Genomic DNA, 12,360 nt, shown 5'->3' with positions numbered 1-12,360 from the left:
TGGATGGCGGCACCCCGCCGGGCATGGCCCGGCGCTACCGGTGGACGTGCAATGCCCGCCGGTTGCCGATGTGCGCGCATGCCAGCAGCACGCCACCGCAGGCGGTGGCCACGCCATGCCAGAGCAGCGATTCCTTCAACGGCAGGTACAGCGACGCTGACACCAGCAGGATCGCGCCAACCACGGCCAGCCGCACCGGCAGCCAGCGCCCATGCCGGTACAGCCCGGCCGTGGTACTGGCCAGCGCCAGCGTCGAGGCCATCAAGGCGAACAACCATTCCCAGCGCGACATCATCAACAGCAGCGTCATCACACCGTGGCCGGGGTGCTGGAACGAGCGCAGCGCCATCATTGCCGCTGGCACGAAGGCCAGCAGCAGTGGCAGGGCGATGCAATGGGCGGCGCAGGCCAGCGACAGCCAGGCGCCGGCCAGATCGAAACGGGGATGCCAGCGTGCCGAAGTTGGCGGCTGGGCCAGAGCCCTTGCGGGGGTCGGGGGGATGTGGTCCATTATGTTACATAGTAACAATTGGAGTCTCCCCCATGAAGCTTCCTGCTGCTCTTTTCCTGCTGCTGGCTGCCAACGTGGCGCAGGCACACGATGTCCGCCAGCACGCACCGCACGTGCACGGCCAGGCCACCGTCGATCTCGCACTCGACCAGGGAACCCTGGAGTTCGCCCTGCAGGCGCCGGGTATCGGCATTCTTGATTTCGAGCGACCGCCCGCCAACGCGACCGAGCAGGCGGCACTGTCGCGCGCCACGGCATTGCTGAAGGGCGGCAGCTGGGTCACCCTGCCCACCGCCGCCAACTGCCGCCTGGCCAGCAGTGACGCCAGTGCCGAAGGCTTCGCTGCGACCGCCGCTGTGCCAGCGGCCGGGCAACATCGCCACGCCGGTTTCACTGCCAACCTGCAGTATCGCTGCACGAATCCGAGTGCACTGCGCGCCCTGGTCGTGCGCCTGCCGGTGCTGTTCCCCGGGTTGCACGAAGTCATCGTCAACAGTGCGACCGCCAACGGCCAGGACCGCAGCGTGCTGAGTGCCGACAACCTGCGCGTGGTGCTGGCGCCGTGAGCACGCCAGCGGTGATCGCCCTGGAGGATGTGCAGTTCGGCTACGCAACACGCCTGGTGCTGGATATCCCGCAACTGCTGATAGAGCAGGGCAGCAGCGTGCTGTTGCGTGGAGTGAGCGGTGGCGGCAAGAGCACCTTGCTCGGCCTGCTGGCCGGCGTCCTGCTTCCCGGCAGGGGGCGCGTCGAAGTGGCCGGTCACGCGCTGCAGATGATGCGGGGTGCCGCGCGTGATCGCTTCCGTGCCGATCAGCTGGGCGTGATCTTCCAGCAGTTCAACCTGCTGCCGTTCCTCAGCGTGCGCGACAACATCGCGCTGGGCCTGCGCTTTTCTCCGGTGCGCAGTGAGCGCATCAGCGGGCCGCTGGACGACGAGATCCTGCGTCTGCTGGAAGCGCTGCAGCTGGATCCGGCGTTGTCCAAGCGTGCGGCCGGTACCTTGAGTGTCGGCCAGCAGCAACGCGTGGCCGCCGCACGCGCCCTGATCGGCCGCCCCGCAGTACTGCTGGCCGACGAGCCGACCTCGGCGCTGGATCGCCAAGCCGCGACCGCCTTCCTGCAGCTGATGTCCGCACAGTGCCGGGCCGCCGGTACCACGGTGCTGGTGGTCAGCCACGATGAAAGCCTGCAGCCGTTGTTCGACCGCACCATTTCACTGTCCGAGATCAACCAGGCAGGTGGCACCCATGCTTGAACTTGCCTGGGCCAGCCTGCGCAGCCGCGCATTGAGCGTCAGCCTCACCGTGCTGGTGATCACCCTCAGCGTGGTGCTGCTGCTCGGTGTTGAGCGCGTGCGCACGCAGGCGCATGAAGGTTTCGCCAGCACCGTTTCAGGCACGGACCTGATCGTCGGTGCCCGCTCCGGGCCGGTGAACCTGCTGCTGTATTCGGTGTTCCACATCGGCGACCCGACCAACAACGTGTCCTGGCAGTCCTACCAGGAGCTGTCCTCGCTGCCGCAGGTGAAGTGGGCGGTGCCACTGTCGCTGGGCGATTCGTGGCGCGGCTACCGGGTGGTCGGCACCAGTGGCGGCTACTTCGAGCACTACCGCTACGGCGCGGGACATGCGCTGGCGTTTGCACAGGGGCGGCCGTTCGACGATCTGTACGACGCCGTGATCGGCGCAGAGGTGGCGCACGCGCAGAAGGTCGGCATCGGTGATGAGATCGTGCTGGCCCACGGCACCGGCGCGGTCACGTTGGCCACGCATGCCGACAAGCCGTTCCGTGTGGCTGGCATCCTGCAGCGCACCGGCACGCCGGTTGATTCCTCGGTGCTGGTCTCGCTGCCGGCCATCGAGGCGATCCATGTCGACTGGCGCTCCGGCGTGCAGCTTCGCAGCCAGAGTGTCAGCGCCGAGCAGGCGCGCCACCTGGACCTGACCCCGACCAGCATCACCGCTTTCATGCTCGGGCTGAACTCGCGCATTGCCACGTTCTCGGTACAGCGCAGGATCAACGAGTATCCGGATGAGGCGATGCTGGCGATCCTGCCCGGCGTGACCCTGCAGCAGCTGTGGCAGTCACTGGGCACGGCCGAGCGGGCACTGCAGCTGATCAGTGCAATGGTGGTGCTGCTGGGCATGGTCTCGCTGGTGGCGCTGCTGGTCTCGACACTGCAGGAGCGCCGGCGCGAGATGGCGGTGCTGCGTGCGATCGGTGCACGCCCGGGCTATATCGCCAGCATGCTGGTGGTGGAGGCGGTGGCGACCAGCGCGCTTGCCTGCGTGCTCGCACTGGCCGCACTGGTGGTGGCCAGCCTGGCGGGGCGTGGCTGGGCGCTTGCCAACTTTGGCCTGTCGATCACCCACATCTGGCCGGATGGCCGCGAACTGGCGTGGGTCGCAGGTGTGCTGGCGATCAGCGCGGTGGCCGGCCTGGTACCGGCGCTGCTGGCCTATCGGCGCACGCTGGCCGATGGCCTGTCACCCGGGGGCTGAGCATGCGCTGGTTGCCGCTGTTGCCGCTGTTGCCAATGTTGCCAATGTTGCCAATGTTGCTGGTGCTGACCGCCTGCGAACGCCCGGTCGATACCGGCGTGCAGGCGCTGACACCGTCGCCGGTGATCGATCGCGATGCCCCGGCAGCTGCCGAGGAACAGGAACTGGACTGGTTGCAGATGATGCCGAAGGAAGAACTGGCGGCGCTGGAGCGCGGCGAGGGCCCGGAGGTGGAGCACAACGGCAACCGGCGCATGCCGCAGTTCGGTACGTTCCGCACCGTGGACACCGTATTGCAGCGGCCGGTGCGCTTGCCGGGTTATGTAGTGCCGCTGGCCAACGCGGAGGACGGGCGGCTGACCGAATTCCTGTTCGTGCCGTACTACGGCGCCTGTATCCATGTGCCGCCGCCACCGCCGAACCAGATCGTGCACGTGGTGCTGCCGCGCCCGATCGAGATGCCGGACATGTATTCGCCGTTCTTCCTGGCCGGTACCCTGCGCGCCGAACGGCTGGACGATGATCTGGCCGGCTCCGCCTACACCATGCGTGACGCACAACTGAGGCCGTATGAACCGTAGCGTCCTGATCGGACTGACCTGCTGCCTGGGCCTGTTGGGGTGTACGCAGGCGGGTGGGGGAGCCACCACCGGCGCCGCAGCACCGGCACAGCCGGCCACGACCGAGGCGCCCATCGACCGCTGGGATGCACTGCGGCCCGACGAAGTGACCTACCAGCGTCCGCCGCCGCAGATCGGCCTGTCACGCAATGGCATGGACGGGGTGGGCGGGCTGATCGATGACACCGGCTCGGGCACGCCACCGGGGCAGGAGATCGACCATTCCAGCCCGGATCGCGCCAAGCAGTTCGGCTCTTCGCGCGTGGTCGACGCTGTCGACGGTCGCGTGGTGGATCTGGATGGCTACGTGGTGCCGCTGGGCACCAACGACGCAGGACTGGTCGACGAACTGTTGTTCGTGCCGTTCTACGGGGCCTGCATCCATGTGCCGCCACCGCCGCCGAACCAGATCATCCATGTGACCCTGGCCACGCCGATCGCACTGGGCAACCTGTGGGATCCGTACCGGTTGGCCGGTCGCCTGCAGGTCAAGCGCTTCGATGCGGATATCGCCAGCGCGTCCTACGACGCCACAGCGGCGACGCTGACGGCGATCCACAACTGATGCGCGCGCGCTGGATCATTGCTGCAGTGGTGTTGGCGGCAGCAGGCGTGGCGCTGGCGGTGTGCTGGCAGCGGCGCGCCGTAGTCCCGGAGCCTCCGGCGGTCGCGTTTCCGGCACCGGCAGCCGATGCCAGCCAGCGCATCGAGCAACGCCTGGGCGAAGACCACGCCTTTCGCAATGATGTGCTGTTCCTGCTGGCGGCCACGTTGCGCGACCGCTGTCAGCCGGCACAGACCGGGCTGCTGGCGCGCATGGCCAATCGTGCATCGTTGCCGGTGCTGGCGGCGGTCAGTACGGTGACCCAGCAGGATCCAACGCTGGACCGGCCGATCTACCAGTACATCCAGCATCGTGCAGACGCCACGCGTTGTGGCCAGCCGCTGCAGATGCCGTTGGCCGGTGGGCGCAGCATGCAGGTGGACATCGAACAGTACGCGCGCACCTTCCCGGACAGCTATTTCGATCCGCAGCGCAGCAGCGAACCGCGTGATTTCGGCGGCCTGTCGCTGCAGCAGCGGGCCGGTAACGCCTGCAACAGCGTGGTGTATTCGGTGTTGCCGCTGGGTGGCACCGATTGGCGATGCAGCAGCCTGCGCGCCAATGCGCGTGCGCGGGTGCGGGGCCTGTGCGAGGACGAGCTGCGGCGCCAGCATGGGGGAACGGGCGGGGAACTGGACATGGCGGTGGGGCAGGGCATGCAGGCAGCCGTGGTGTCCGCGATTGCCGCGTTGCCGGAAGACTGCCGCTAGCCGCGTCCCGCTGGGGCCGGGCCATGCGTCGCCCGACGCAGTAGAGCCAGGCCATGCCTGGCTGGCGGTTCAGTCGAGCAAGCGCGCCTCTACAAAAGCTGAATCGGCTGATTCCTCGAGTCATAACTATACAGGACATCCTGTATAGTTATGCGGGTACTCCACCCCCATCAGGTTCTCCCATGGCTTTGTCCCAGCCCCTGGCCGGTGCTCCGGCCCTGTCGCGTGCCCGTCGCTGGGCGCTGCTGTTCACCGTCGCCGCCGGCCTGCTGCTGGTTACGCTCGACAACTCCGTGCTCTACACCGCACTGCCCACCCTGACCGAGCAACTCTCGGCCAGTGCCGGCCAGGCACTGTGGATCATCAACGCCTATCCGCTGGTGATGGCCGGCCTGCTGCTGGGCGCGGGCACGCTGGGCGACCGCATCGGCCACCGCCGCATGTTCCTGATCGGCCTGGTGGTGTTCGGCATCGCCTCGCTGGCGGCGGCCTTCGCCGACAGCGCCGCACAGCTGATTGCCACGCGCGCGTTCCTGGCGATCGGCGCGGCCGCGATGATGCCGGCCACGTTGGCGTTGATCGGCCTGAGCTTCCACGAAGAGAGAGAGCGCAACATCGCCATCGCGATCTGGGGCTCGGTGGCCATCGTCGGTGCAGCGCTGGGTCCGATCATCGGCGGCTGGCTGCTGCAGCACTTCTGGTGGGGCTCGGTGTTCCTGATCAACGTGCCGGTGGTGGTGGTCGCATTCGTGGCCACGCTGCTGCTGGCGCCGGAAGGCCAGCGCGATACTTCGCGGCCGTGGGATCTGGTGTCTTCGTTGCTGGCATTGGCGGCGCTGTCCGGCCTGGTGCTGGCCATCAAGTCGCTGATCGCCACGCCGCCGTCGTATGCGCTGGGTGCCGGTGCGCTGTTGCTGGCCGTCATCAGCGGCGCGGCGTTCGCACGTCGCCAGCGGCAGTTGCCGTACCCGTTGCTGGACTTCGCGATCTTCCGCAATCCGGCGTTCCTGGCCGGCACGCTGTCGGCGGTATTCACCCTGTTTGCGATGGCTGGCCTGCAGCTGGTTACCACCCAGCGTTTCCAGCTGGTGGCGGGCTTCACACCGCTGCAGGCAGGCCTGCTGGTATCGGTGGCGGCGCTGGGCAGCCTGCCGAGTGCACTGCTGGGTGGCAGCATTCTGCACCGCGTGGGCCTCCGCCCGCTGATCTGCGGCGGCCTGGCCGCAGGTGCTCTGGGTGTCGGCGTGGTGGCGTTCGGCTTCCCGCACGGCCTTGGCTGGGTGGTGGCTGGCATGGCCATCACCGGCTTTGGCATGGGCTCGGCCATCTCGGTGGCGTCCACTGCCATCCTCAACAACGTACCGGCGCACCGCGCGGGCATGGCCTCGTCGGTGGAAGAGGTGTCCTACGAATTCGGTGGCCTGCTCGCGGTGGCGATGCTGGGCAGCCTGAGTGCGGCAATGTACGGTGCATTCCTGCCGGTCTCGGCGGACATGCCCGAGCTTGCCCGAGAGGGCTTCACCCAGGCGCTGCATGCCGCACGCGAAAGCGGGCAGGGCGAGTGGTTCGCGCTGGCTGCGGCCGCGTATGACCGCGGCTACCAGATCGTGCTGCTGGTGATCACGGTGGTGCTGGCAGTGGGCGCGGCGATCATCGCGCGCCTGCTGCGGGGGCGCGTCGGTGGCCGCGAGGGTGCGGCAGATCGCGTAAAATGACGCGATGAGAACCAGCAAGCGCGAGCGCATCCTCGACGCCGCCGTCAACGTGATCAATCGTGACGGCGTGCGCGCGGTGACCTTCGAGTCGGTGGCCGCCGAGGCCAAGCTGACCCGTGGCGGCCTGCTGTATCACTTCCCGTCGCGCGAAGCGTTGCTGCGCGGCATCGACGAGCATCTGGTGCAGGCCTGGGAAGCGTCGATGGAGTCGCTGCTGGGCAAGACCGCAGGCGAGGCCACGGCGCTGGAGCGCTACCAGACCTTCGTGCGTGTATCGGCGCAGAGTGCCACCCGTGCCGAGCTGATGTTCATGCTCGAATCTGCCGACCCCGACGCCGACGAGCGTCCGTGGGGACCGGCAGTGCGGCGCTGGGCGCCGTTGCCACCGTCGGCCGCGGAACAGGATCCGGCCGCGCTCGACAATTTCGTAGCGCGGCTGGCGGCCGATGGCCTGTGGATCTACGAAGCGATGTACGAAGGGCAGCTGGATGAAAGTGTGCGCGCCCAGGTAGCGGAGCGGATCGCCGGGCTGCTGGCAAAGAACGATGGACCGTCGCTCCTGTAGAGTCGAGCCATGCTCGACTGCTCTTCGCTCCGACCACGAAAACCCCGCGCTTCGCGCGATAGTCGACTGACAGTCGACTCTACCCCTCATCCATTTACCCAGCCTGCGCTGCGCTCGCGGCCAACCACGCCCTTGGCGAGGCCCCCAATCGCTTGCGGAACGCCTTCGACAACGACGCGGTATCGGCAAACCCCACCTCGATCGCCACCTGCTTGACCGCCACGCCCGCACGCAGCTGCGCGCAGGCCAGGCTCAGTCGCCAGTCCAGCAGATAACTGGCCGGCGTGGCCTGCATCACCTCCTTGAACACGGCCGCGAACGCGCTGCGCGACATGCGGGCGGTCGACGCCATGCGTGGCAGCGTCCACTCGTCCTGTGGCGCCTGGTGCATTGCCACCAGCGTACGTGCGAGCCGCGCATCGGACAGCCCGCGCATCAGCCCGTGGCTGACCCCGGCCGCATCAGGATGATCCACCACCCAGCGCAGGATCTGGATCAGCGCCACTTCGAACAGCCGGTTGGTCAGCAGCCGCGAACCGCAGCGTTGGCGGTCGGCCTCGGTGAACAGCAGATGCAGGGTGTCGTCCAGCTCGCTGATCGCGGACAGCGGCACCACCATCACCGGCGGCAGCGATTGCACGATGGGATTGCGCGCGCCGCCATCGAAGTCGAGCGTGGCGCAGGTGAAATCCGGGCCATCCAGCGGCGCATTGAAGAACACATGGTGCAGCGGCTGCGGATACAGCAGCAGGCTGGGTGTGTCGATCTTCAACCGGGGCAGCGCGATATCGCCGTCGGGATGACGGACCTCCATTTCACCCTGGCGCAGGATGTGCAGGAAGGCGCGACCGGGCTGGGGCTCGAAGACATGGCGCCCGCACAGCGGACCGCTGTGGAACAGCGCGGCCTGCACCCGGAAGCGTTCCAGCAGGGAGGAGAGGCGGTCGGGCGCGGAGCGGTCTGCGGGAGTGGGAAGTGTGCGCATGGACGAATGGACAACAATGGCGGCTGATCTGGTCTGGTTCGTCCATCGAGTCTACCTAGGATGGCCGGGTCGTCCAATCCCGGGCGCTTTCCGAAGGAGATCCACCATGTCCCGTGTCCCCCTGATCGATGCCGCCAACACCACCGCCGACCGCCAGGCCCTGCTGGGCCAGGTCCACGCCGCCTTCGGTGCCACCCCGGCCATGTTCCGCGCTGTGGCCAATTCGCCGGCCGCCCTGCAGAGCATGTGGGGCTCGTTCGGCGCACTGGGCGGCGGTCGCCTGTCGCCGTTGCTGGGCGAGCAGATAGCCGTGGCCATCGCCAATCGCAATGCCTGCGAATACTGCCTGGCCGCGCACACGGCGCTGGGTCGCAAGGCCGGCGCCAGCAGCGAGCAGATGGCTGCCGCGCAGATCGGCCAGTCCAGCGATCCGGCCACTTCGGCGGCGCTCGACTTCGCGCTGAAGGTGGTCGAGCAACGTGCGCAGATCGCCGACAGTGATGTGCAGGCGTTGCGCGCAGCCGGCTTCGATGACGAGCAGATCGTCGAGATCCTCGCCCATGTGGCGCTCAACCTGTTCACCAACTACGTCAACGTGGCGTTCGACGTGCCGGTGGACTTCCCGAAGGTGGCGCTGCGCTGAGGTACGGTCTGGCCCGGGTGGCAATGGGCCGCCCGGGCCGGTCGAAAGGGAGCAGATGGGGTGGTCGGCGCTACCTGTCGTCCGCCTGCAGCCGCTCGGGGTGCGTATACACATTGAACCCGCTCTCCCGCGCGAATCCGACCAGGCACAGTCCGGCACTGCGGGCCAGGTCGATCGCCAGCGCGGTCGGCGCGGACACGGCTGCCAGCACGCTGGCACCCGCACGTATCGCCTTGCTGACCATCTCATAGCTGGCGCGGCTGGAAATCACCAGCAACCCACCGTCGATGGCGTGCTCGTTGTGATGCAGGGCGCCGATCAGTTTGTCCAACGCATTGTGACGGCCCACATCCTCGCGCACCCAGCCAATCCGCCCGCTGGCATCGGCCCAGGCCGCGGCGTGCGTCGATCCACTCACCGCATTCATCGGCTGATGTTGCGCCAGCGTGGCCAGCGCCCGCTGCAACGCGGCATGAGGATAGGTGCGGCGCTCGCGGATCTGCGGCAGCGGGCGCAGCACATCCTCCAGCTGGCGCGTGCCGCACAGGCCGCAGCCACCGCGACCGGGCAGCAGGCGGCCATTGGCCGGATCCAGGTCGGCACCGGGTGCGTCTTCGGAAACGGTCATCTGCAGTTCGATGCCCTCCAGCTGCGGGCGGACCTCGATCGACAGCAGTTGCAAGGGCGCAGTGATCAGTCCCTCGCTGAGCGAGAAACCCAGCGCGAAGTCTTCCAGATCGCAGGGGGTGGCCATCATCACCGCGAAGGCGGCGCCGTTGTAGCGCAGTGCAACCGGCACTTCCTCGGCCACCACGTCGACCTGCTGCTGGTGCCCCTCGCTGCGCCAGCGCTGCAACGGGCGCTGGGCCGTGCCGGCAGGCGGGGTGTGCGGCGGGGTCGAGTCAGGCATGCAGCGCGTCCGGGCAAGGGAAATACGCAGGTGGTGGACCACCCACGGCTTCGAGAATAGCGCAGTGGCCGGGCGCTGACGCGGGTGTAACCGTTGCCATGGCAGGCTGCGCTGAAAACAGCGTTTGCCTCTGGCGAAGCGGCCTTGTCCGTGCTTGACTGCGGGGCTGGCCGCGCTGCAGACGCCGCATCCGGCCCATCCCGCGCCGTTGATTGTTGTGTTCCTCCCGCCAGGTTCCCGAACATGTCCGAGCAGAAGCCGCCGCGTTACAAGCCCTACAACCAGCCGGCCGGTGGCTGGGGTGCCGCCGGTGCCACGGCCAAGGTGCTGTTGCAGCAGAGTGTGATCGGCAAGGGCTCGAAGGCGCTGCTGGCAATGAACCAGCCCGGTGGCTTCAAGTGCCCCAGCTGTGCGTTCCCCGATGCCGACGAACGCAAGAAGCTGGAATTCTGCGAGAACGGTGCCAAGGCGTTGGCCTGGGAAGCCACCCAGTTCCGTGCCGGCCGCGAGCTGTTCGCCCAGCACACGGTCACCGAGCTGATGGCGCAGACCGACTACTGGCTTGAGATGCAGGGCCGGCTGACCGAGCCGATGCGCTACGACGCGTCCACCGATCATTACGTTCCGTGCAGCTGGGACGAGGCGTTTGCCTTGATCGGCCGTCATCTGCAGGCGCTGGACAGCCCGCACCAAGCGGAGTTCTACACCTCCGGCCGTACACCCAACGAAGCCGCGTTCCTGTATTCGATCTTCGTGCGCGAGTTCGGCACCAACAATTTCCCGGACTGCTCGAACATGTGCCACGAGCCGACCAGCCGCGGCCTGCCGCCGGCCATCGGCGTGGGCAAGGGCACCATCGTGCTGCAGGATTTCGAGCACGCCGAGGCGATCTTCGTGATCGGCCAGAACACCGGCACCAATTCGCCGCGGATGATGAGCAACCTGGTCGAGGCGCGCAAACGGGGCATCCCGATCGTGGCGGTCAACCCGATGCCCGAGCGCGCGCTGATCCGCTTCGCCGAACCGCAGGACATGGTGCAGATGGCCACGTTCGGTTCGACCGAGATCACCAGCGAGTTCGTGCACATCCGCATCGGCGGCGACCTGGCCCTGATCAAGGGCATGATGAAGGTGATGTTCGAGCGCGAGGCGCAGGGTGAGCGCGTGCTCGACCATGAGTTCCTGTCAGAACACACGGTGGGCCTGGAGGCGCTACGCGAAGACGTGCTGGCGCAGGACTGGGACGAGATAGTGGAGGTCTCCGGCATCACCCAGGCGCAGATCCGCCGCTGCGCCGAGATCTACATCCGCTCCAAGGCCACGGTGATCTGCTATGGCATGGGCCTGACCCAGCATCAGTATGGTTCGACCCTGCTGCAGCAGGTGGCCAACCTGCTGTTGCTGCGTGGCAACTTCGGCAAGCCCGGCGCAGGCATCGGACCGATCCGTGGCCATTCCAACGTGCAGGGCGACCGTACCGTCGGCATCGACGAGAAACCCAAGCCGGCCTATCTGGATCGCGTGCAGCAGGTGTTCGGCTTCGATCCGCCGCGCGGGCATGGTCATCACGTGGTCGAATCGATCGAGGCGATGCTGGACGGCAGCGCCAAGGTGTTCATCGGTATGGGTGGCAACTTCATCCACGCCGTGCCCGATACGCCGCGCGCGTACGAGGCCATGCGCGGCCTGGAGCTGACGGTGGGCATCGCCACCAAGCTCAATCGCGGTCACCTGGTGCACGGCCGCGATGCCTTGATCCTGCCGGTGGTCGCGCGTTCGGAGCGCATCGTTACGCCTGCCGGCGAGCAGTTCGTCACCATCGAAGACGCGATGTCGAACGTGACCGCTTCGCGCGGCGTGCTCGAGCCGGTCAGCACGGACGTGCTCCCGGAGGTCGAGATCGTCTGCCGCATGGCGATGGCAACATTGCCGCACAGCCAGGTCGACTGGGCGGGGTGCATGCATGACTACGCTCCCATCCGGGAGCTGATCGCGGCGGTGTACCCGGAGATCTACACCGGCTTCAACGAGCGCATCCAGCAGCCGCACGGCTTCCACCTGGACATTCCGCCGCGCCGCCGGGTGTGGCCCACGCCCAACGGCAAGGCCAACATCCTGGTGATGCCAGGCCTGGACGTGGACGCGCCGGTGGACGATCCCGGGATGCTGCGGTTGGCCACGGTGCGCTCGCACGATCAGTACAACACCACCATCTACAGCTACAACGACCGCTACCGCGGCGTGTACAACGATCGCATGGTGCTGTTCATGAACATCGAGGACCGGCTGGCGCGCGGGCTGGAGAAGGAGGCGCTGGTCAGCCTGGAGACCATCAGCGGTGATGGCGTGCAGCGGCGCATCGAGGGCCTGACCGTACTGGACTACCCGATGCCGCGCGGCGCCCTGGCCGGTTACTACCCCGAGTTGAACCCGCTGCTGCCGCTGGACTACTACGACCGGGTCAGCGGTACCCCAGCGGCCAAGTCGATCCCGGTGCGGATGAGCGCAATGGTGGCGGCGATTGCGTGACCCGCGCATCGGCTATCATCAGCGGATGAACCTGCCTGGCCTGCTGCTGCGATGGATGCTCCTC

The 12,360-nt window shown here is 67.4% G+C and carries 13 protein-coding genes; 10 read left to right on the top strand and 3 right to left on the bottom strand.

Features of this window, described 5'->3' with window-relative positions; all coding sequences use genetic code 11:
• Window positions 1-34 precede the first annotated feature (34 nt).
• Complete coding sequence (locus R1L06_RS01435) at window positions 35-511, bottom strand: MerC domain-containing protein (protein ID WP_046982531.1); 477 nt, start codon at window positions 509-511, stop codon at window positions 35-37.
• A gap of 32 nt (window positions 512-543) precedes the next feature.
• Here R1L06_RS01435 and R1L06_RS01430 point away from each other — a divergent pair, with 32 nt between their 5' ends.
• From R1L06_RS01430 to R1L06_RS01395, 8 genes are all read left to right on the top strand, one after another.
• Entirely contained in the window at window positions 544-1,077 is a 534-nt protein-coding gene (locus R1L06_RS01430; protein WP_317216720.1) for a ZrgA family zinc uptake protein, read from the top strand.
• Window positions 1,074-1,769 (top strand): ATP-binding cassette domain-containing protein, encoded by a 696-nt coding sequence (locus R1L06_RS01425; RefSeq protein ID WP_317216719.1) that lies wholly within the window; start codon window positions 1,074-1,076, stop codon window positions 1,767-1,769. Before R1L06_RS01430 ends, R1L06_RS01425 begins: the two co-directional genes overlap by 4 nt.
• Window positions 1,762-3,015 (top strand): ABC transporter permease, encoded by a 1,254-nt coding sequence (locus R1L06_RS01420; protein ID WP_317216718.1) that lies wholly within the window; start codon window positions 1,762-1,764, stop codon window positions 3,013-3,015. Before R1L06_RS01425 ends, R1L06_RS01420 begins: the two co-directional genes overlap by 8 nt.
• Window positions 3,016-3,068: 53 nt before the next feature.
• Window positions 3,069-3,596, top strand: a complete 528-nt coding sequence (locus R1L06_RS01415; RefSeq protein ID WP_317216758.1) for a DUF3299 domain-containing protein — start codon at window positions 3,069-3,071, stop codon at window positions 3,594-3,596.
• Window positions 3,586-4,200, top strand: coding sequence for a DUF3299 domain-containing protein (locus tag R1L06_RS01410; RefSeq protein ID WP_317216717.1), 615 nt, complete (start codon window positions 3,586-3,588; stop codon window positions 4,198-4,200). Before R1L06_RS01415 ends, R1L06_RS01410 begins: the two co-directional genes overlap by 11 nt.
• On the top strand, window positions 4,200-4,949 hold the full coding sequence (locus tag R1L06_RS01405; protein ID WP_317216716.1) for a hypothetical protein: 750 nt from the start codon (window positions 4,200-4,202) through the stop codon (window positions 4,947-4,949). Before R1L06_RS01410 ends, R1L06_RS01405 begins: the two co-directional genes overlap by 1 nt.
• Before the next feature lie 182 nt (window positions 4,950-5,131).
• The gene (locus R1L06_RS01400; protein ID WP_317216715.1) at window positions 5,132-6,664 is read left to right on the top strand and encodes an MFS transporter; all 1,533 of its coding nucleotides are present in this window, start codon (window positions 5,132-5,134) and stop codon (window positions 6,662-6,664) included.
• A gap of 4 nt (window positions 6,665-6,668) precedes the next feature.
• Entirely contained in the window at window positions 6,669-7,229 is a 561-nt protein-coding gene (locus R1L06_RS01395; protein ID WP_317216714.1) for a TetR/AcrR family transcriptional regulator, read from the top strand.
• A 94-nt stretch (window positions 7,230-7,323) separates the two neighbouring features.
• Here the strand turns inward: R1L06_RS01395 and R1L06_RS01390 are convergent, their stop codons facing one another.
• Complete coding sequence (locus R1L06_RS01390; RefSeq protein WP_317216713.1) at window positions 7,324-8,214, bottom strand: AraC family transcriptional regulator; 891 nt, start codon at window positions 8,212-8,214, stop codon at window positions 7,324-7,326.
• 106 nt (window positions 8,215-8,320) lie between these two features.
• Between R1L06_RS01390 and R1L06_RS01385 the strand changes: the two genes are divergently transcribed.
• The gene (locus tag R1L06_RS01385; protein ID WP_032129465.1) at window positions 8,321-8,857 is read left to right on the top strand and encodes a carboxymuconolactone decarboxylase family protein; all 537 of its coding nucleotides are present in this window, start codon (window positions 8,321-8,323) and stop codon (window positions 8,855-8,857) included.
• A gap of 70 nt (window positions 8,858-8,927) precedes the next feature.
• Here the strand turns inward: R1L06_RS01385 and fdhD are convergent, their stop codons facing one another.
• Window positions 8,928-9,767 (bottom strand): formate dehydrogenase accessory sulfurtransferase FdhD, encoded by an 840-nt coding sequence (fdhD, locus tag R1L06_RS01380; protein ID WP_317216712.1) that lies wholly within the window; start codon window positions 9,765-9,767, stop codon window positions 8,928-8,930.
• Window positions 9,768-10,010: 243 nt separating this feature from the next.
• Here fdhD and R1L06_RS01375 point away from each other — a divergent pair, with 243 nt between their 5' ends.
• Window positions 10,011-12,296: an FdhF/YdeP family oxidoreductase gene (locus tag R1L06_RS01375; RefSeq protein WP_317216711.1), complete on the top strand. Its 2,286-nt coding sequence runs from the start codon at window positions 10,011-10,013 to the stop codon at window positions 12,294-12,296.
• The last annotated feature ends 64 nt before the right edge of the window (window positions 12,297-12,360 follow it).

Source organism: Stenotrophomonas mexicanensis, from assembly GCF_032911605.1.
Classification (GTDB): Bacteria; Pseudomonadota; Gammaproteobacteria; order Xanthomonadales; family Xanthomonadaceae; genus Stenotrophomonas; species Stenotrophomonas maltophilia_A.
This window is presented reverse-complemented; position numbering and strand designations above follow the sequence as displayed.